Raw genomic sequence first — 18,976 nt, forward strand, 5'->3', positions numbered from 1 at the left:
CCGGGAGCAAGGGAGGAACAAGGGGCCTGGGCGCCACATGTGAAGTGGTTGCACGATCCGTTCTATGGTGGGGTGCCCGGCTCCATCCCCCCAGGGGAGCCCGGTCCCCGCCCAAGGAACTGCCCCATGCGCCATCTCATCGTCCTGCTCGCGCTCGTCTTCGCCGCATGCGGCACGGAGAAGCCCCCCGGGGGCGACGAGCCGGACGCGGGGCCCGTGGGCACACCCGACGCCGGCCGTCCTGATGCCGGAGGCCCCGACGCCGGAAGCCCCGACGCCGGGGGCCCCGACGCGGGTGGACCCGACTCGGGGGTGACTTGTGGCCCCGCGAGCTGTGCCGGCTGCTGTGACAGCGCGGGAAGCTGCCGCGCGGGCACGGAGAACACCGCGTGTGGCCTGTCGGGAGCGAGCTGCAGCGACTGCGTGCAGGGGGTGTGCGTCACTGGCCACTGTGAGACGCCGGTGCAGCCGCATGCGGGGGACACCTGCGCGGCGCCCATCGCGCTGCAGGTGGACTCGAATGGCTTCGCCAGCGCGACGCTGGACCTGACGGGCCTCGGCGATGAGGCCCACTCGAGCTGCGGCGAGGGAGGAGCCGATGCTGTCGTCTCCTTCGACGTGGCGAAGGACGACACTTATGTCGAGCTGATCGTGCGCTCCGATGACGCGGGGGTACGCCCCCTCATCGCCGTGCGCACCACCTGCGACCAGAGAAGCTCCGAGGCCCTGTGCACCCTCGCCCCCGTGGACGCCCACAGCGCGCGTATCTCGGCCTTTGCCCAACACGGCCGCTTCTTTGCCTGGGTGGAGGCGGTCGGCACCGCGAGCTCGCCGCTGCACCTGGAGCTGCGACTGTCCCCTCCGGGGCCGGGTGACTTCTGTTCCCAGCCCCAAGCCCTCACGTTGACGAATGGGACCGCCACGCTCCATGACGACCTGCGCCGCTATGGCCCGGACCAGCTCAGCTGCGTCGAGGGAGCGCGCGACGCCGTCTACAGCTTCAGCCTCCCGGCCCTCTCGCAGGTGGCCATCTCCGCGAAGTCGCTCACCGCCGGCTTCGAGCCCACGCTCCGAGTGGGCTACAGCAACTCCTGCACGAGCCCGGGCTGCTCAGCCTCCGGGCTGGAGACCGCCCAGTTCAACGGCCTGCTCTACTACGGCTACTACGACATCATCGTGTCCTCGAAGGACCTGGCCGCCGGGGAGTTCGAGCTCTCCGTCACCACCACGCCTCCGCCCAGCGGAGAGACCTGCCAGGAAGCCTTCCCGCTGACCTTCGATTCCACGGGCCACGCCTACGCGGGGGTGGAGACCTCGAACCACTCGGACGACTTCACGCTGGGGTGCCTGGGCCAGCCGTCCGGGCCTGACTCCGTGCTTCACTTCCGGGTCGATCAGCCGAGCGACTTCTCCGCATCGATCCGCGAGACGTATCCCACGTACTCCCATTACAACGTGATGGCCTTGCGCTCCGCGTGCGGCGGAGCGGATCTCGGCTGCGGTACGGCGCTCTCGGTCGCGAACCTCACGCCGGGCGACTACTACCTGCTCGTTGACTCCGATGCCTCCGAGACCAACTCCCTCTCGGTGAATGCGGCGCTCACCCCACCGCGCGCTCCGGGCGAGACGTGCGCACGCCCCATCCCGCTGGCGCTCTCGAATGGCGCGGCCGGAGGCACGGCGCAGGTGTCCGGCACCCTGAGCGGGGCGTTCAACGACATCCCCTCGTACTGCGGCTCCTCCGCCGACGGGTACGATCAGATCTATTCCATCACCACCGATCGGGAGCTGGTCGTCCGGGCCACCGCGACGCGGACGGACACGCCCTCGGGCTCACTGTCGCTTCACCGCACGAATCCAGAGCGCTGCGCGACAGGCTACTCGCTGGCGTGCCAGGGCGGGACGACGAGCGCCACCCTCGCCTCGATCCTCCCGGCGGGCACGCACGAGTTCGTCGTCGAGTCAGGCTACACTCTTGGCTACACCCTCGACGTGAGCGCGACGCCACCGACCCAGGGCGAGTTCTGCGCCAATCCCTTCGGCGTCGACTTCCCCGCGGGCGGCGGCACGCTCACGTATCAGTCCTCGACACGAGACAGCGTGCAGGACAGCTACAACGCGTGCCCGGCATACGCTCTGCCCGATCGCGTCTACCGGATCACCCTCACCGATCCGTTCTCGAACCTCCAGGTGAAGTCCACCGCCCGGGGCTCGACCAACGCCCCGGGCATCATCCTCGTCTCCACTTGCGAGGACGTCTTGTCCCTTGGGGGGAGCTGTGACTCGACGGCCTCCGCCACCCGGGTGTTCCATACGACGGCCCTCCCAGCGGGCACCTACTTCCTCTGGGTGAAGGGCCCCACGGCCGCCGGCACCGACTACGATCTCCAGATCTCCGCGGCGCCCACCCCGCCCGGCGACACGTGCTCGGTCGCCACGCCGGTGACGCTGTCCAATGGGCCCGCGGGAGGAACGGCCACCCTCACGGGGACGACCGTGGGGATGTCGGATGACTTCTCCGCGTGTGCCTGGATCAACCCCGCCCCGGACCATGTCTACTCGGTCACCCTCGATCGCGAGCTGGATCTGCGGGTGAAGATGACGCCTCAGCAGTCCACGGCGAAGGGCACGCTGACGCTCCTGGAAGACTCGTGCAGTGGGGGGACCAGCGTGTGCGGGCAGCCGGATGCGAACGGAGTGGCCACCCTGCTCGCGGGGAGCCTGCAGCCGGGGACGCACTACTTCTCGGCCGAGTATTTCTCCGGGGGGCCTGGGGACTACTCGCTGGAGATCTCCGCGTCTCCGCACCAGCCGGGAGAGACCTGCTCGGTCCCCCTGCCGCTGGCATTCTCGGGGGGCGCCGCGGGCGGGACCGCGGCCGTCACCCTCAACCTGGATGACTTCTTCGACGATCCGCTCGTCGACTGTGGCGGTACTGGCACGGACACGTTCTTCACGTTCACCACCGACCGCGTGCTCGATCTGCACGCGAGCGTGCAGGGCTCCTCGAGCCTCGGCACTGCGTACATCTCCCTCGTCAGCTCCTGCGACGGACCGCTCTCTTGCACGCCGCTCTACTCCTTCTCAGCCCCGTTCGCGGTGGGCAGCCTGCCGCCGGGAACGTACGTGCTCGCGGTGGACTTCTGGTCCCAGGCTCAGTCAGCGAGCATGACGCTGCAGGCCTCGCTGACACCGCCCACGCCCGGGGACACCTGCGCCAATCCCATCCCGCTCACCTTCCCCGACGCCGGTGGCACGGTCACGGTGACGGGAGATCTGTCCAACGCCTTCGACAACCCCCAGCCGGACTACTACTGCGGGACGTACCTCCCGGATCGCGTCTACACCTTCACCACCACCCAGCCGCTGAGCCTCCTCGCCCAGGCCACCACCTCCACGGGCGCGAAGGCCCCCTCCCTCTCCCTGCGCGGTGGCGCCTGTAACGGCTCGGCCGTGGTGTGCGAATCCGGAGGCCTGGAGGAGTCGTTCCTCCGCGCCAAGGATCTCCCTCCCGGCACCTACTACCTGTTCGTCGACAAGGGGACCTACGACGCGCCCAATGACTACACGCTGAAGGTGACCCTGGGCGGGCGGCCGGCCGGTGATCAGTGCGCCAACGCGCTCCCGCTGGGGCTGCCGGCGAGCGGCCCCGGCCAGGTCACCGTCCAGGGTGACACGCGGCCCTTCTTCGACGACGTGGTGCCTGTCTGCGGGACCTACCCGGGGCCGAACACGGCTCCAGACACCGTCTATGCCTTCACGACCACCACCTCGATGAACCTGCGCCTCACCGTGAAGCCCCTCACCTCGGGGTTCCGGCCCACCGTGGCGCTGCGCCAGGGGTGTGGCACCAACGACTTCGACCTGCGCTGTGATGAGACCCCCTCGTACTCCTCGAGCGCCTGGACGAGCTATCGCGCTCTGCCTCCGGGGACGTACTACGTCGTCATCGACGGGTACGACTCGACCGAGGCGGGGGCGTTCGAGCTGTCCGCGCGCCTGTCCGCCGCGGAGCCGGTGGGCGAGAGCTGCGCGAACCCACAGCCGGTGACGCTCTCGCAAGGCACCCACGGCCGCGCGACGCTCACCGGCAGCTTCCCTGACTACTTCGAGGACATCTCGGACTGCTGGAACTACTTCGGCGGCAGTGATGCCGTGTTCGCCCTCACCACGGACAGCCCGCGGCTGCTCCATGCTCGCGCCCTGGGCTCGCCCTCGGTGACCCAGCCTACGCTGTCCGTCCGGCGCAGCCCGTGTGATCAGTCGTCCTCGCAGATCGCATGTGAGCGCTCCTCGTACGACGGCACCTCGAGCGTCTCCACCCCGCTGCCGGGCGGCACCTCGTACCTGATGGTCAAGTCGGGCCTGAGCAACCCGACGGGGACCTTCCAGCTTGACGTCCAGGTCGACGACTTCGAACCCGGTGACGTCTGCACGGGCGCCCTCCCGCTGGTGCTCTCGAACGGAGCCGCGGGCGGCACGGCGAGCGCCTCCGTGGATCCCTACGCGTTCGCCTCAGATGTGAAGCTGTCGTGTGACAGCTCCATCACCCCGGACACCTTCTTCACCTTCACCACGGACCGCGCGCTCAACCTGTCGGCCACCGTCCACCGCCAGAACACCAGCGAGCCGTTCTCGATCGGGCTCCTGTCGGGCTGCGGAGGCGCGGAGTCAGCGTGCGGCAACAGCGGCTACTACTCAGGGCCGCTGGTCCTCACGAAGTCCGCGCTGCCCGCGGGCACCTACGTCCTCGTCGTTCGAGGAGGAGAGGTGCTGCCGTCTGGCTTCACGCTCGACGTGTCGCTCACCCCCTGAATCCAGAAGAGGGGCCAGATCTGACCGGTCAGATCCAGAGGCAGGGGGCCAGCTCTGACTGGTCAGATCTGACTGGTCAGATCCAGAGGCAGGGGGGGCCAGATCTGACCGGTCAGATCCAGAGGCACCGGACCGCGTCACACGCGTGACACAATGCGTTGGCATTGTTTTCTCTCAGACATCGAGATTTCCGCGCTACGGTTGCATGCACCGGCCATCAGGCCGGCCCCCGCCTTCCCCCCGAGGCCCCCCATGCAGGTGCGTTCCCTGGCTGATTGCCGTTGGCTCTCCCTGGCCGTTCTCCTCTCGCTGGGCCCAACGCTCAGCGCCTGCGGCACCTTCGCTGCCCGCACGGGCGAGGGGGAAATGGAGCAAGAGGAAGACGAGGAGCTCGCGATCTCGGAGCAGGGAGTGACGTGCGGCACCGAGCGCTGGTCCGTGAAGACGGGCAGCGACGCGGACATCAGCAGGGTCAACCTCACCTCGACGACGACCACCATCGCCTCGCTCGTGGGCCTCAGCGCCCCGGGCTCGCTGCCGGCCAACAACCGCGTCAGCCCGGTGGAGCTCACCACCTACCGGCTGCGCAACGTCACCATGACCAAGTACAAGGCGGAGACGGACAGCGACTACCACATCGTCGTCAGCGACGGCAGCCGCACCATGATCGTGGAGATCCCCCACCCCGGCTGCGTCAGCGGCAGCAGCCCGCTCTACTCCAAGATCCAGTCGGCCCGGGCCGCCTTCGACGCGAAGTACTCGGCCACCAGCTCCTTCAAGACCAGCAGCGACACCGTCACCGTCGTCGGCGTCGGCTTCTGGGACTTCGCCCACGGCCAGACGGGCGTGGCGCCCAACGCCATCGAGCTGCACGCGGTGACGTTCTTCTGCTCCGGCCTCAACTGCTGAGCCCCCCTTTTTCTACTTCAGTTGAAAATTCACGGAGAGTCTGGGGAGGGGGTCGTTCCTAACCGACGAGAAATCGGCCCCTCTTCAGAGCGTGTGTGTCCGTGTCAGGTAAAAAAACACCCACGGGCCGCGAAACTTCGCCAAAGCACTCCAGATAATATTGGCAAGACGCTCGGGCTGGACAGACGCCTTGGGATCTTGGCTGCGATTTCGCGCCGGAACCGAGGAGCCTCCTCCAGCCCGATTTAACGCAAGGAGATAGTACCCATGAACGCCACTACGAAGACGACGCTGGGCCAGACCCCCAAGACCCTCCAGAGCTGGGGAGCTGGACTGAAGGACGGCCTGAACGCCGCGGAGAAGCAGCTGGTCAAGGCCGCCGTGAGCACGCTGACGGCCGCCGTCAAGGTCGCCACCGCGGAGCTGGAGCTGCTGTCCAAGGCGCAGGGCCAGGGCCAGGGCAAGTCGATCGATGATGTCCTCAAGAACGCGGGCTCGGGCTGCCCCTCCACGCCCGCCCCCGCCGACTCCACCCACCCCGCCGGCAGCCTGAAGGCCGACAAGGATGGCGTGATCACCACCCCGGGCGGCTACAAGATCCAGGCGACCGACAAGTTCAACTGGAAGATCACCGGCCCGGACGGCAAGGAGACGAACATCTGGGGCGACCCGCACGTCAAGGAGAGCGACGGCGGCGAGTGGCAGTTCAAGGACAACAGCACCTTCGTGCTGGGTGATGGCACCCGCATCAACGTCAACACCACGCCCTACGGCAACGGCGCCACGGTGACCGGCAGCCTGGACATCATGGCCGGCAACGATCACGTGAAGGTGACCGACATCGACAAGGGCAAGGGCAAGGTCGGCGACATCACCCACGACGGCTTCCAGCACGTCAACGACTTCAACGGCAAGGACGTGTTCGTGATGGGCAAGGACTCGGATGACTGGTCCTTCATGAACCGCGAGATCACCGGCAGCCAGGATCAGGGCGCCAAGCTCACGCTGGGCGACAGCATGGCGGCGGGCTCCCCGAACAACTCCAACAACGTCACCACCGGCGGCACCACCGGCGGCACCACCGGCCACCTGTCGGCTGACGACAAGGGCGTGATCACCACCCCGGGCGGCTACAAGATCGAGGCGACCGAGAAGTTCAACTGGAAGATCACCGGTCCGGACGGCAAGTCGACGGAGGTGTGGGGCGACCCGCACGTGAAGGAGAGCGACGGCGGCGAGTGGCAGTTCAAGAAGAACAGCACCATGGTGCTGCCTGACGGGACCCGCATCAACATCTCCTGCAAGCCCTACGGCAACGGCGCCACGGTGACGGGCGACCTGGACATCATCGCCGGCAACGAGCGCGTGCAGATCAACGGGATCGACCAGGGCAAGGGCCGGGTCAGCGATCTGACGCACGACGGCTACAACTACATGAACCAGAACGAGGGCCGGGACGTGTTCGTGATGGGCAAGGACACGGACGACTGGACCTTCCACGGCAAGGAGGTCACCGGCAGCGAGAACCAGGGCGAGACGATCAAGACCGGCAATGACATGGCGGCCGGCACCACGCCCTCCACCACGCCGTCCACCTCGCCCTCGACGAAGCCCACCACCAACCTGAAGGACCTGACCACCAAGCTGCAGCAGATGGTGGACATGTTCCGCTCGCTGGCGCAGGTCTTCTCGTCGCTGAAGAACCTCGAGAACGTGCTCGGCAAGCGCTCGCAGCAGAACCCCGGCATCGTGCCCCCGGGCCGCCAGCCGGCCACCGAGCGCCGCCAGCATGTCCTGGAGCGCTCCTTCGCCCAGATCGGCCGGATGATGGACACGCTGCTCCGGTTCCAGAACCTGAGCAAGAGCATCAACACGAACCGCAACCACATGTTCCAGGGCTGATAGACGGAAGGCCCCGAACCGCTGCATGATTGGGAGGTGGACTCGCCCTGGCGCGTTCACCTCCCTTTCTCGTTTCTGATGGAGGCAGTCTTGAGATTCAAACCGCGGATGGCTTCGGAGCCCCCGAAGTCCCAAGTGAACCCTGAGCTGGCGGAGAAGCTGATCCTGGGAGAGATTACCCCGGGCCAGTATCTCGGCATGTCCCCCGAGAACCTGTACAAGATCGCGGCGATGGGACACGAGATGTTCAAGTCGGGCCAGACGCAGGGCGCGCTGGACGTCTTCGAGGGCCTGGTGGCCGCCTCGCCCTATGACAGCGTCTTCCACTGTCACCTGGCCGCCACGTACGCGCGGCTGGATCGCTTCGATGAGGCGATGGCGTCCTATACGCGCTCGCTCGAGCTGAACATCGCCAACGTGGACGCCCTGGTGGGCCGCAGCGAGCTGTACATGCGCGAGCGGAAGATCTCCGAGGCGCTCCAGGACATCCAGCAGGCGCTGAAGCTGGATCCGCAGGCCAGCCGGGACACCACCAAGCGGGCCCGGGCCACCCTGCAGCTGCTCCAGAATATGGCCGAGACCCCAGACGCGCCCAAGAAGTGAGCCCCAGCGCCCAGGCTCCGCCACCTCGAGAGCCTGGGCGCCCCGCGCCCGTCCACGGACGGGAGGGCCGGCTACGGCTGCAACAGGTAGTCGCCCAGGTGGACGTGGCGCGTGCGCAGCCAGTAGTCGAAGGTGAAGCCGGGCCAGATCGCGGAGTTGTGGCCATCCGCCGTCTGGTACCAGCTCCGGCAGCCGCCGGACTGCCACACCGTCTGCGCCAGCTTCTCCCGCAGTTGCTCGTTGAAGCCGGCCTGCACCCCGGGGCGCACCTCCATCCAGCGTAGCTCCCGCGTGCGCAGCGCCTGGATGCACTGCAGCGCGTAGCGGGCCTGCGCCTCGATCATGAAGATCATCGAGTTGTGGCCGAGCCCCGTGTTCGGCCCCATGAGCAGGAACAGGTTCGGGAACCCGCTCACGGTGATGCCCAGGAAGGAGCTGGGCGAACCGCTCCAGAGCTCGTTCAGCTCGCGCCCTCCCCTGCCCACGATCCGGATCGGCGCGAGGTAGCGCGACACATCGAAGCCCGTGCCATACACGATGGCGTCGACCTCGCGCTCCACCCCGTCCCGAGTGCGCACGCCTCGCGGGCCGATCGACTCGATCCCCTCTGTGACCAGCTCCACGTTCGGCTGCTGCACCGCCGGGTAGTAGTCGCTCGACAAGAGCACGCGCTTGCAGCCCAGCCGGTAGTTCGGCGCGAGCCGCTCGCGCAGCCTGGGATCGGAGACACTCTGGGCCAGGTACCGGCGCGACACCCACTCGACGATCCGGTTGAGCCCGCCCGCGCGCAGGAAGAGCGCGGCACGCCACTCGCTGTTCCAGTAGAGCGCGGCGCGGTAGAGCCAGCGCAGCAGGGGGATCCGCTCGAAGAGCTTGCGCCGCTCCGGGCTGAAGGCCTTGTCGAACCGCGGGAGGATCCACGGCGGCGTGCGCTGGAACAGGTAGAGCTGGCGCACGCGGGACGCGAGCTGGGGCACGAGCTGGATCGCGCTCGCGCCCGTGCCGATCACCGCCACCGTCTTGCCGGCGAGCTCGGCGTCATGCCTCCAGCAGGCCGAGTGGAACGCGGGGCCCTGGAAGGACTCCCGCCCGGGGATGGCGGGGTACGCCGGCAGGTGCAGCGCCCCATTGCCCAGCACGAGCGAGCGCGCCCCAATGCGCTGCCCGTCCTTCATGTGCACCGTCCACCCGCCGCGAGCCTCGTCGAACTCGGCGCTCGTCACCTCGGCATGGAAGCGGAGGTGCGGCCCCATCCCGTACTTGCTGGCGCAGCGCCTCAGGTACTCGAGGATCTCGGGCTGGGAGGCATACGTCCGGCTCCATGCGGGGTTGGGCTCGAAGGAGAACGAGTAGAGGTGCGCGGGCACATCACAGGCCGCGCCGGGATAGGTGTTCTCGCGCCAGGTCCCCCCCACCTCGCCCGCCTTCTCGAGCAGCAGGAAGGACTCCAGCCCCGCCTTCTTGAGCGAGATCGCCATCCCCAGCCCGGAGAAGCCGGAGCCGACGATGGCGACCTCGACCTCGGTTACTGGTTGCAACAGAGCAGCGCGTGCGGCTGGCCGGCGGGCGTGCGGCTCACGCCAGCCACGTAGCGGCCCACGCCGCACTGCCCCTTGTAGCCCGCGCTGTCCCAGTCGCCAAACTCGGTCGACTCCCGGTTGTCCGCGGTGGCGAAGACGACCGTGGAGCAGGAGCTCGGCGTCACGGTGCTCGGGCAGCAGAGGACGTGGCTGAACTGGTGAGCGTCCGGCGACTGCGCCACGCCAGCGACATACTCGTCGGGAGCGCACTCGGCCAGGTAGTTGCCGGAATCCCAGTCCTGGTTGAACGTGGGCGGCTTCGCCGGAGAGAGGAGCTGTCCGCGATCGCTGCCGTTCATCACGTTGCGCACGGTGCAGAGCCGGGGCGGCGGTACGGGGGCAGGGTCCCTCAGCGGGGGGTGCATGTAGCGGTTGGCGTCCAGCGGATCCTTGTAGCAGAGGCCCTGGCGCGCCCAGCCATTGGCGGTCGACTTGGACAGGCCCATGATCCGCTCGCCCGGGGCGCACTCGCCCTTGTTGAAGCTATAGGCCCAGTCGCCGGCATTCGTGGTGCGCTGGGTAGAGATGCCCTCGAAGTCCACCGCGACGTAGGCGCCCTTGATCCAGCAGGCCTCGGGGTTGGTGTTGCCCGTGCTGCCGGTCATGCTCCGGTACTTGTTCCAGGCCGCCGCCTTCACCACATACTTCTGGCCGGTGGTGAGATTGGGATCCCAGTTGGCGCGCAGGCCAAAGCCCTTGCTCCCGTCCGCGTCGTCCCGGTAGTCGCGCCAGATGCCAAACGGCGTCACGCCGCTGTTCACCAGCGCGTCTCCCGCGGCCGCCATGGCCGCCGCCACCTGCAGGAACGGAGGCGGATCCATGGGAGGACTGCCCGTCTTGGCGCTCAGGAACAGCGTGCAGTTCTCCACGTTCGGGCCGCAGGTGGGGCCGGAGATGACCTGGAAGCCGAACTCGGTGGCGAACAGCTTGGTGTCCGTGGTGCCCGTGGCGGTGTTGAGCCGGGTGGCCGCGGCCTTCAGGCCGTTGGTCACGTTGTTCCTCCACGGGACGAAGCACGTGGTGAGGCCCGAGTTGATGCAGTTCAGATAGCCCGCATCCACCACGGGATCCGTGCCGGAGCCCGGGGGATTGTTGTACGGCTGGATGCCGAAGTAATCGAACGGCCGGATCTTCGCGCTGCCGTTGACGAAGGCCTGCGAGGTCACCAGCGAGTTCCAGAACGGCTGGGTGGTGAAGGTGTTCATCACGCCGCCGCTGACCATCAGCTCCGGGCGGCCATTCGCCGTCTTCCAGTCCCACGTGCGGCGCAGCAGCCACGCGAAGGCGTTGGGCGCCACGCGGAAGCGCGCCACGCCGTCCGGGCAGAGCGCCTCGGTGACGTTGGGCTTGTTGCCAATCTCATACGCGTCCGCCGCGCCCGTCTCGCCCGTCGCCGTCGTCCCGGTGAAGGTGCTGGTGGCCAGAGAGCTCAGGTGGTTCACGTAGCTGGTGGTGAACGCATCAATGTCTTGCTGGTTGGTGTCCGAGCCGCAGTAGCGCGCCGGTACCTCCACCAGCACACTGAGGCCCTTGGCGTGCGCCTTCTGGACGATGCGCCGGTAGGTCTCCGCGTCCACGCCCGGCGAGTCCGCCTCGATGCGGATCCACTTGGCGCCCAGGTTGGAGAACTCGCAGAAGGCCTGCTCCGCGTAGTTGCTCAGCGGCTGATACCCCGCGGTGTAGAAGTTGCCAGTGCCCAGGCCCAGCGTGACACCCGTGAGCGGCTTGTCCTCCGTGGCCAGCTCCTCGGCCTCCCCAGGGTTCTCCTGCACGGGGCTACATGCGCCAAGGATGGCCGCCACGAGCACAGTGGCCTGCCAGCAATTTCTCTTCCTGCTGAACTCTGTTTTCACTCTGCGCTCCTTGGCTCCACGGGGAGCCCTGACGGGAAGGGACGGTCGGCCCATGGGGGGGCTGGCCGCGGCCCTGGATCGCGTGCCTGCGATACCTCAGGCCGTTTCCCCTCTGGGAAGAGGATGCCTGACGCAGCCCTGGCACAGCGGCCCCATGGTAAACAGGGAGCCGAGTCACCACAAGGCCAAATCTGGAATTTCCAGTAAGTCCCAGTAACGTTTAGAGGCCCTGGGGCCGCGCGCCGCGCTCGCCAGGGCCCGCCAGGGCATCCGTCGACCAGCCTACAATCCAGAAAGAAACTTCCGCCCTCGGTGTCCGCCACCTCCTTAAGGGTCCGTATCATGGCTGACACGGAGGGGGGCCGTACCGGTTGTGCCGCACGCAACCGCCTCCGGCACATCCAAGGACGACCACACCCAACCGGGAGCGGGAGAGATGACGCCTACGTCCGAGCCAGCACTGCTCGCGAGCCACCGTCTGTTGCAGGTGCTGACCGCTGTCCAGACCGCCTTCATCCAGGGACAGCCGGCGCCACGACTCTTTGATCCGCTGTTGTCGGTGCTGCTGGAGCTGACGGGCAGCGAGGGTGGCTTCATCGCCGAGGTGGTCCGCGGCCCCGAAGGCAAGCCCACGCTGCAGCCGCACACCGTGACGAACCTCGCGTGGGCCCAGTCCCCCGTGCTGTGGAACCTCCTCGAGGCCGTGCTCATCAGCGGCCAGCGCGTGGTGTCCAACCACCTGCTCGCGGCGAACGTCCATGGCAGCCAGCCCGAGGGACAGCGCCCGCTGAGCGCCTTCCTGGGGCTGCCCCTCCATTCAGGTGGGGAGCTGGTGGGCATGGTGGGGCTGGCCAACCGTCCCGGTGGCTATGACGACGCGGTCACCTGCTTGCTGCAGCCGTGTCTGGCCCCCTGCGGCTCGATGCTGGCGGGGCGGCGGGGCGAGCAGCGCAGGCGCCACGCCGAGGAGGAGCTGCGGGAGCGGCTGGTGGCCACCGAGCGCCTGGCCTCCCTGGGCACCCTGACGGCGGGGATGGCGCACGAGATCAACAACCCCCTGGCCTACATGCTCAGCAACCTGAACTACCTGAACGACGAGCTGCACACGCTCGTCGAGGAGGGCACATTCCTCCAGGGCGAGCGCGGGAAGGAGCTCCTGGAGGCGTTGGAAGAGACGCTCGAGGGGAGCTGCCGGGTGAGGGACATCGTGCGCGATCTGAAGCTCTTCGCGCGCAAACCCACGGAGCCGCCGGGGCTGGTGGATCTCCCGGCCCTGCTCGACTCGTGCCTGAACATGGCCTGGGGCGAGCTCGAGCACCGCGCCCGCGTGGTGAAGGACTACGGGGCGGTGCCTCCTCTGTATGGCAACGAGTCCCAGCTGGCGCAGGTGTTCCTCCACCTGATCATCAACGCCGTTCAGGCGCTGCCGCCGCGCGGAGGAGAGTCGGCGGAGATCCGCCTCTCCACGCGGCACGAGGAGGGGCTGACGATGGTGTCCATCCGCGACACGGGGGTGGGCATCCCGGAGGAGAACCTGGAGCGGCTGTTCGCTCCGTTCTTCACCACCAAGCCGCCGAATGAAGGCACGGGGCTGGGCCTGTCGATCTGCCACGGCATCATCAAGGAGCTGGGAGGCCACATCACGGCGGAGAGCCACCCCGGCCGAGGCAGCACCTTCCGGGTCTTCCTGCCCACGAACGTCCACGGCGCTCGCCCTGCCGAGTCCATGGAACCGGCTCGGCGCGCCAGCGGGGAATGAGCCCGAGCCTCAGCGCCCGGGAGCACCTCAGGGCGCGGGCGGGGGCAGCGCGTCGTAATCGAGCTCGGCGCCCTGCGCGCCGGGGATCAGCTCGACTCCACGCTCCTGGATGTGCTCGACGAGGGCCGGGAAGAACCCGAGCAGCGTGTCCGAGCGCACCACGGGCGGCAGCTCGCGCTCCTCGGAGAGCAGCGCCGCGGTGCTGCCCAGCCGCTCCATGGCGCCATGGCTGCCCGCCGTGCCCACCCCGTTCAAGCTGCTGATGGGCGCCTGGTAGCCCACCGACATGAACGGGTAGCGATAGGACACCACGATGTCCGAGGGAAACTCCACGCTGATCGGCTCGAACGCGGTGCGGGCCCGGAAGAAGAAGTCCGGATACGTGCGATCGACGCTCAGGGAGAACAGCGCCTCGTCACTGAAGACGCCGTAGCGCGCGTCCTGAGCGAAGGTGACGGGGAGCTCGAGCGCCGCCCAGTCCGCATCGCTCGGCAGGAAGTAGGAGTCCGTGGCGGCCTCGTAGCCGAAGCTCGCCAGGCGGTTGCCCTCGCGCCAGACGCTCACCCACTCGAGGCCCTCGGGGAAATCCGGCCCTGGCGCCTCGCCGCGAGCGAAGACCAGGTCCGCCGCCGCGCACGTGGAGGCCCGGCGCGCCACCTCGGAGATCCAGCGTGGCCGCGCATGGATCGCCACATAGGTGACGCGGGTGTGGAGGATGGCGATCGCCGCGGGCCCGTCCACCTTGTCCGCGTCCTCGAGCGAGTCCACGGTGGTGACTCCCGCCGAGTGGAGCTGGTCGCGGAAGTCCACCACCTTGTCCTCCGGCTTGGCGATCCCGTCGATGCCGTGATCTCCGAACAGGGTGAACACGAAGGTGCGCTCGGGGTGATCGCGCTTGAACTTCTCGATGCGCTCGCTCAGGGAGACGAGCACGTCGGCCACATCCTCCTCGGAGCGGATGTGCCCCACGACGTCCGTCTCCAGCACATAGGCGGTGAAGGTCTGCTGGACCTGGCTGCGGCCGGCGAGCGCCTCGAACACGTTGTCGAGCCCGCGGTAGTAGCCGTAGACGGGGCGATCGTAGCTCCAGAGCGCGTCGAGGTAGGAGCTGGCGTGGTAGTCGAACGCCTTGTAGTAGGCGGGCGTCTGGGCATAGTCCGGCACCATGAAGGAGACCTCCTCCAGCGGCGGCACGAGGTGCACCAGCATTCCCCCCAGGGCCTTGTTGTAGACCTTGTCCTTCACCGGATCGTAGTGGCCGAACTCGTACCCGGCGAAGCGCGCGCTGTGGAAGATGCGCGTCCAGCTCGCGTCGCTGGTGGCGGGGAACATGGGGATGAGCCGCGAGAGGTTCCACCCATCGAAAGCGCCCCGCTCTCTGGCTCGCGTCACCGCGTCGTACGAGAGCCCATCGAGCCCCAGGTACACACGCACGCGAGGGTTGAGCGAGGAGTCTCCCTCGGCGGGGATGCTGTTCATCATCGCGTAGTGCTCCCAGTCACACGCGGGCGCGGCGAGCGCCGAGAGCAGGAGCACGAGCAGCCAGCGCCTCACAGGTACACCCCCAGGGCGATCATCGGGTTGGTCTGCCGTCCCTGCTTGAAGAAGCGGTAGAAGTAGCCGAGCTGCAGCTCGAACCACTTGCGGCGGTAGCAATAGGACGCGCCGAGCATGTCGAAGTCATGGTTCCAGTAGCCCACCTCGCCCAGGTGGATGCGGACCGAGTGGTGCTGAAGCGCGAGGAACTCGGCCACCAGGTTGGTGCCGAGCACCAGGCGATCCTGGTACGGCCCGTTGTCGAAGATGCCCATGACGGTGGCGGTGCCATGCAGGTAGAGCCAGGGGAGGACCTCGTACGAGGCCGTGGCGCCGACGGGGACCACGGTGAGCAGGATGTCCTGGGTGTCCAGGCGGGAGATGTAGTTGCTGGAGGTGAAGGCCTCGCTCGCGCCGGGCAGGAAGACGTCCACCTCCACATGAGCGGCCACCGAGAGCCGCTCGCGAGCCAGCAGCCGCACCTTGGCGTGGATGTTGGGCGTGCGGAAGATGAAGGAGAGGGGGCGCACGCCGAGCTGCGCCACATCGAAGAGGCCGAGCTCCGAGTTGCTGGTGCCCAGATAGAGGCCGCGGTGAGGGAGCACCATGCCGGTGTTCTCCCAGAGCGGGTAGAGCGCGGTGAGCGTGGGGGAAGGCACCTCGGCGGGCTCACTCCCCTGCTCGGCCGGAGGCGCCGCCGGAGCGGGCGGTGAAGAGGACTCCGCTCGGGCAGCGCTCGTGGCGAGGAGCAGGCTGAGCAGAGCGAGGGAGCGACGCACACTGCGGGACGGGTTCATCACGGCGGCGCATCCAACCGTGTGGCCCCCTTGAAGGCAACGATTGGCTAGTGTGGACCCTCGTGTCCGGGCCATCCCCCAAGACGTGTACCGCATGCGGGCGGCAGCTCGCCCCGAGCGAGCTGTACTACCGCTTCACCCTCGTCCTGGAGGGAGAGCAGGACGTGCTCGATACGTCGGGCAGCAAAGGGGCAGGCGATGAACTCGCCTCGATCCTCCGGCAGCTCGAAGCGGGACCCGAGGACCCACGCGAGTGGGAAGAGCAGATCCACTGGGAGCACAAAGGCGTCATCTGTAGCGCCTGCCGCTCCGTGGTGATGCGGACGCTCGCTCGGCCACCGAGGGATACCGGCCCTCATTGAGCTGGACTGACACGCCCCCGACTCTCGTACGCAAAGGAAAAGAAATGTCCTCAGCTGCCAGCGCTGTCGTTCCACGGATGCCTCGTTCGCGCTCCCGTCTCCTGCCGTGGGTGGCCTCGCTCGGGCTGGGCCTGGCCCTCGCCGGCTGCGGTCCGACCCACGCCGTCACGGGCGACTCGCTGAATTACAAGCACCCGCTGGCGGAAGGCACTCCCATCTGCGGGCGGCCCGACTTCAACCAGATGTTCCCGTACTCGATCCGCTCCGAGAAGCTCCCGGTGCTCGTCCACTACTACAAGGAAGTCGAGCGGGAGACGGCGCAGCAGGTGCTCGCGTACGTCGAGAAGGGCTGGGATTACCACGTCAACCAGCTCGGGATGCGCCCGGCGATCACGGACCATGGCGAGTGCGGCCCCGATGATGCGTTCGATGTGTTCGTGTGGAAGGGGCACCGGAGCTGTCTGGTGAATGTGCTCTCGGGAGAGCCCTCCACGCCGTGGGATGACCGGCGCGGCTTCATGGTCGTCGATCCGTGGGGCCCCTACGGCGGCCCCGAGCTCGAGGAGACCGTCGTCCACGAGATGGCGCATGCCTCGCAGGCCGCGGACGATTGGTACGAGGCTCCCATCACCTTCGAGATGTCCGCGGTCTTCACGGATCAGATCTACGCCAACCGCTACATCAAGACGTACTTCGACGACTTCCAGGCCCACCCGGACTGGGCGCTGGATCGCGATGACAAGTACGAGACCTGGTACATGTACGGCTCGTCTATGTATCTGCTCTACCTGAAGGATCGCTTCTTCGGGGGCCAGCCGCGGTTCCTGTCGGACATGTGGCTCCACTCGCGCAACCCGCCGGGCGCGGAGAAGGATCAGACGCTCAACGAGCCGGACTTCGCCGATGCGCTCGACGGCATGCTGAAGGACAAGGGCTCCAGCTACGTCGCCACCGTCCCCGAGTTCTCGCGCTGGCGTTGGTACACGGGCGACCACGTGGATGATCGCCACTTCCATCACTTCAAGGAGGGGCTCGAGAACCTCAAGGCGGCGAAGCTGGCGCTGGCGGCCCGGCAGGAGGCCGCGCCGGGCAAGATCAGCATCACCGACAACGCACCGATGATGCTGGGCACCAGCTACCTTGAGCTGTCGGCCGGCGCGTCCACTCCGCGGACGGTCTACGTGTCGCTGGAAGTGCCGGCCGGTGCGCCTCAGCGCCGCTTCATCGTGCAAGCCGTGCCTGGGCTTACGCCGGACTCCGATGGGGAGGTGCTGGAGCTCTCCTCGGGCCCCAAACAATTGAAGTTCGCGGCGGATAACCACCGCACGCTCATCGTCACCGCCATGCCGACGGGGGCGTACGATCCCGACCTGCGGGACGAGATGAGGTATCCGTTCTCGATCGTCCTCTCGGACAAGCCGTAGGTCTCACCTGAGAAGGGTGGCATCAATTCTGGCACTTCCGTCAGGCCGTGGCTGCGGACAGGCGCATCTCGGAGGAAGACGGGGAGATGCGCCACGGGCGTAAGACCTGGCGCGACAGGGGCGCATATCGAAGAGTTGCACATTGATCGCGGCTACATCGGCAGTCCCGTGGTGAGCGAGGTGCTGGACAACGGGGGCGAGGTGCTTTGCAAGCCGTGGGCACCGAAGAATGGAGAGCTGTTTGCCAAGTCAGCCTAATTCAGGTTGCATAATATCTTGCGCAGTCTCTTTTGATATCTCCTCCACCATTAAATCGCTAGCATTTTCAAGCACTTGCTCATGTGAAATGAACTCCTCGCATTGTTCTTTGGTGACAACCGGTTCCTTAGTGGTAAAAAATTCAAGAGCAGACAAAATTTGTTTTACGTCCCCAATTCCTTCAAGTGGAAGATGCTTATAAAGACTTTCTTTAATTAGCTGCTTAAACGCATTTATCTCAAACGCATTTATCTCAACCGGTTTATTCCAAGAACGAGAAGGAACCAAAACATAGCCTTTATCAAAATAATTTTTGCGTTCCTCCAATACGACCATTAGCGAAAACTGCGCCGCACCACCCTGCTTGTCACATGGATATACATGAAGCCCAATATTATAGAGTTTTTCCCCTGATGGGGGGGATGTTAATTCAAGATTCATCTTCACAACATAGTTTGGCGTAGGCAAGGCTTTCATAATGAAGTGCTCCAGCATTTTGGGCTCGAAGGGTGCTGTGTTTTTGCGCAGCCATTTGGCAACAGCGAGCGCCTGGAGTTCTTTCACTGTTAGTGGAAATTCAGATTCCTTAGCTTGGTTGGCGTTCATTAGCGTACAGGCAAAATGATATATGGCGGTCTCCATTTTGCGCCAGAATCCTGTACGTTGCCAATCGCTTGGTTGAGCGATGATATTTTCGCTTCTGTCGGGTCCGCCCAACTGCAGAGCCATTAAATGCCCTTTGTCTGTTCCCTGACTGTTGCCGGTCTTCTGACGCGAGTTTGGCTCTGGAGGTTTGCCGCGACCTCTCGTCGTGATAGGAACAATGACGCCCTCGACCCCAGACGCATTCTGCCCATTATGTTTACCTAAACCCTTTCCGTCTGCGCCTGTAATTTTCACAAGCCCTGCCCACGCTGGGCGTGGAACTCCCAATGGAATATCGAACATCTTATCGTGCAAACCATCTTTTCCTCGGGCCTTGTGCTTCGGCATGTGGCGAAGACAAAATTCCGTTGCGATCATTGCAGGTAGGAATTTGCATGTCTGGCAAAGCTTTGTCATTTGGCCCTCTTTGGTCGTTTGGGTCGGAATCGCTATATCTCAACTCTCCGCGCGACTGTGGAGTCTTGCGGTAGAAAGCTCTACTGGCACTGCTTAGCCTATCCGAAACTCGCGTG

At 66.3% G+C, this 18,976-nt stretch carries 12 protein-coding genes and 1 pseudogene; 8 read left to right on the forward strand and 5 right to left on the reverse strand.

Annotated elements, in window-relative coordinates:
- Positions 1-126: 126 nt before the first annotated feature.
- The 4 genes from ACJ8AT_RS15610 (at position 127) to ACJ8AT_RS15625 (ending at position 8,229) form a co-directional block, all read left to right on the forward strand.
- On the forward strand, positions 127-4,815 hold the full coding sequence (locus ACJ8AT_RS15610) for a hypothetical protein (protein WP_407738526.1): 4,689 nt from the start codon (positions 127-129) through the stop codon (positions 4,813-4,815).
- Between the two features lie 366 nt (positions 4,816-5,181).
- Positions 5,182-5,724, forward strand: coding sequence for a hypothetical protein (locus ACJ8AT_RS15615; protein WP_407738527.1), 543 nt, complete (start codon positions 5,182-5,184; stop codon positions 5,722-5,724).
- A 267-nt stretch (positions 5,725-5,991) separates the two neighbouring features.
- Positions 5,992-7,626, forward strand: a complete 1,635-nt coding sequence (locus ACJ8AT_RS15620) for a DUF1521 domain-containing protein (RefSeq protein WP_407738528.1) — start codon at positions 5,992-5,994, stop codon at positions 7,624-7,626.
- Positions 7,627-7,734: 108 nt separating this feature from the next.
- Complete coding sequence (locus tag ACJ8AT_RS15625) at positions 7,735-8,229, forward strand: tetratricopeptide repeat protein (protein WP_407738529.1); 495 nt, start codon at positions 7,735-7,737, stop codon at positions 8,227-8,229.
- A gap of 71 nt (positions 8,230-8,300) precedes the next feature.
- Here the strand turns inward: ACJ8AT_RS15625 and ACJ8AT_RS15630 are convergent, their stop codons facing one another.
- On the reverse strand, positions 8,301-9,767 hold the full coding sequence (locus tag ACJ8AT_RS15630; protein ID WP_407738530.1) for a flavin-containing monooxygenase: 1,467 nt from the start codon (positions 9,765-9,767) through the stop codon (positions 8,301-8,303).
- Positions 9,755-11,611 carry a hypothetical protein gene (locus tag ACJ8AT_RS15635; protein ID WP_407738531.1) on the reverse strand — a complete coding sequence of 619 codons (1,857 nt, stop codon included), beginning with the start codon at positions 11,609-11,611 and terminating at the stop codon, positions 9,755-9,757. The genes ACJ8AT_RS15630 and ACJ8AT_RS15635 overlap by 13 nt, the downstream gene beginning before the upstream one ends.
- 487 nt (positions 11,612-12,098) lie before the next feature.
- Here ACJ8AT_RS15635 and ACJ8AT_RS15640 point away from each other — a divergent pair, with 487 nt between their 5' ends.
- Entirely contained in the window at positions 12,099-13,421 is a 1,323-nt protein-coding gene (locus ACJ8AT_RS15640) for an ATP-binding protein (RefSeq protein ID WP_407738532.1), read from the forward strand.
- A 27-nt stretch (positions 13,422-13,448) separates the two neighbouring features.
- Here ACJ8AT_RS15640 and ACJ8AT_RS15645 read toward each other — a convergent pair whose 3' ends face one another.
- Together ACJ8AT_RS15645 and ACJ8AT_RS15650 are read right to left on the reverse strand one after the other, a co-directional pair.
- Positions 13,449-14,975, reverse strand: coding sequence for a hypothetical protein (locus ACJ8AT_RS15645; protein ID WP_407738533.1), 1,527 nt, complete (start codon positions 14,973-14,975; stop codon positions 13,449-13,451).
- The gene (locus tag ACJ8AT_RS15650) at positions 14,972-15,736 is read right to left on the reverse strand and encodes a hypothetical protein (protein WP_407738534.1); all 765 of its coding nucleotides are present in this window, start codon (positions 15,734-15,736) and stop codon (positions 14,972-14,974) included. The genes ACJ8AT_RS15645 and ACJ8AT_RS15650 overlap by 4 nt, the downstream gene beginning before the upstream one ends.
- Before the next feature lie 80 nt (positions 15,737-15,816).
- Between ACJ8AT_RS15650 and ACJ8AT_RS15655 the strand changes: the two genes are divergently transcribed.
- The 3 genes and pseudogenes from ACJ8AT_RS15655 to ACJ8AT_RS15665 form a co-directional block, all read left to right on the forward strand.
- Positions 15,817-16,116, forward strand: a complete 300-nt coding sequence (locus ACJ8AT_RS15655) for a hypothetical protein (protein WP_407738535.1) — start codon at positions 15,817-15,819, stop codon at positions 16,114-16,116.
- Positions 16,117-16,193: 77 nt separating this feature from the next.
- Positions 16,194-17,540, forward strand: coding sequence for a hypothetical protein (locus ACJ8AT_RS15660; protein ID WP_407738536.1), 1,347 nt, complete (start codon positions 16,194-16,196; stop codon positions 17,538-17,540).
- A gap of 38 nt (positions 17,541-17,578) precedes the next feature.
- A pseudogene (locus ACJ8AT_RS15665) lies at positions 17,579-17,795 on the forward strand (IS5/IS1182 family transposase); the annotation flags it as partial.
- On the opposite strand, the gene ACJ8AT_RS15670 reads toward ACJ8AT_RS15665, so the two are convergent.
- Positions 17,790-18,860 (reverse strand): DNA/RNA non-specific endonuclease, encoded by a 1,071-nt coding sequence (locus tag ACJ8AT_RS15670; protein WP_407738537.1) that lies wholly within the window; start codon positions 18,858-18,860, stop codon positions 17,790-17,792. The pseudogene ACJ8AT_RS15665 and the gene ACJ8AT_RS15670 sit on opposite strands and share 6 nt — an antisense overlap.
- Positions 18,861-18,976 lie beyond the last annotated feature (116 nt).

Origin of the sequence: Hyalangium sp. (assembly GCF_045802625.1) — a bacterium.
Classification (GTDB): Bacteria; Myxococcota; Myxococcia; order Myxococcales; family Myxococcaceae; genus Hyalangium.

Bases quoted from the DNA above. Each gene is read 5' to 3' on its own strand.
- ACJ8AT_RS15610 (WP_407738526.1), top strand. From the start codon at position 127: ATGCGCCATCTCATCGTCCTGCTCGCGCTCGTCTTCGCCGCATGCGGC.
- ACJ8AT_RS15615 (WP_407738527.1), top strand. From the start codon at position 5,182: ATGGAGCAAGAGGAAGACGAGGAGCTCGCGATCTCGGAGCAGGGAGTG.
- ACJ8AT_RS15620 (WP_407738528.1), top strand. From the start codon at position 5,992: ATGAACGCCACTACGAAGACGACGCTGGGCCAGACCCCCAAGACCCTC.
- ACJ8AT_RS15625 (WP_407738529.1), top strand. From the start codon at position 7,735: ATGGCTTCGGAGCCCCCGAAGTCCCAAGTGAACCCTGAGCTGGCGGAG.
- ACJ8AT_RS15640 (WP_407738532.1), top strand. From the start codon at position 12,099: ATGACGCCTACGTCCGAGCCAGCACTGCTCGCGAGCCACCGTCTGTTG.
- ACJ8AT_RS15660 (WP_407738536.1), top strand. From the start codon at position 16,194: ATGCCTCGTTCGCGCTCCCGTCTCCTGCCGTGGGTGGCCTCGCTCGGG.
- ACJ8AT_RS15670 (WP_407738537.1), bottom strand. From the start codon at position 18,860: ATGACAAAGCTTTGCCAGACATGCAAATTCCTACCTGCAATGATCGCA.